The sequence below is a fragment of the Pseudoalteromonas sp. SANK 73390 genome (assembly GCF_054966645.1).
Window position 1 is genome coordinate 1 of the sequence record NZ_ARPN01000031.1, and the last position, 737, is coordinate 737.

Annotated in this window: 2 protein-coding genes; both read left to right on the forward strand. The window is 34.5% G+C overall.

All coding sequences use genetic code 11. From position 1 onward, the window contains the following. Positions 1–295: hypothetical protein (locus SANK73390_RS02555; protein WP_462763147.1), on the forward strand; the 295-nt coding region annotated here is incomplete at its 5' end. Further along, entirely contained in the window at positions 276–701 is a 426-nt protein-coding gene (locus SANK73390_RS02560; RefSeq protein ID WP_462763150.1) for a hypothetical protein, read from the forward strand. The genes SANK73390_RS02555 and SANK73390_RS02560, both read left to right, overlap by 20 nt. Positions 702–737 lie beyond the last annotated feature (36 nt).

A 737-nucleotide genomic window follows, 5' to 3' on the forward strand; every position in this document is an offset into this window, starting at 1 on the left:
GAAAAGTATAAGTAGTTTTGCTGATGAAATGTCCCATAAAGATGCGGAGAAATACCTCAATCTGATTAATCAGCGTGCTCCAGTCGAATCGACTCCCTATAATATACACACTCGATATCACAAAAATGGTGATGTAAAGCAAGTCACCACATATGATAAGTTTGGTGATCGTCATAGACAATATGATCTGAAAGACAGTAGAGGTAGATCCCCACATCAGCACAATTTTAATTATTCTAAATATCCAAGACCTAAGGGAGTAAGGAGTAAAGAACATGCCGATATCAATGAATAGAACAGATTATGTTTCGCTTGACTCAGAGCAAGTAGCGAATGAATTAATACAAAATATTAACTGGGAAAACTCTTTCATTAAGGAATCTCATTTATATTCGCCTAGCTTTGTTACTACTGAGGGAATAGTAGCGGCTGACTCACTTTTGTTTTTAAGGCTAGCAATTTGCTTACCAGAAAATAATTCAAAGATAGTTGAGTTTGTTTTTAAAGATGTCAGTGGAATATGCGTACAATTCCAAATGGATATTTCTCCAAGTGTACTAATAAAACACAATAGAGCTGAATTCAAACTTCAAGACTGCTCTAGTGAGATAATTACTTGCAGGTCTATACAAGTAAAATTATTGGACGATTACCTAGCAGGCGATTGTCCAATATATACAAATACGGATATTTATGCTTGAAAATACCCGAATTCAAAAAAGAATAAACTAGACAAT

Excerpts from the sequence above, each read along its gene's own strand:
- SANK73390_RS02560 (WP_462763150.1), top strand. The coding sequence starts at position 276 with ATGCCGATATCAATGAATAGAACAGATTATGTTTCGCTTGACTCAGAG.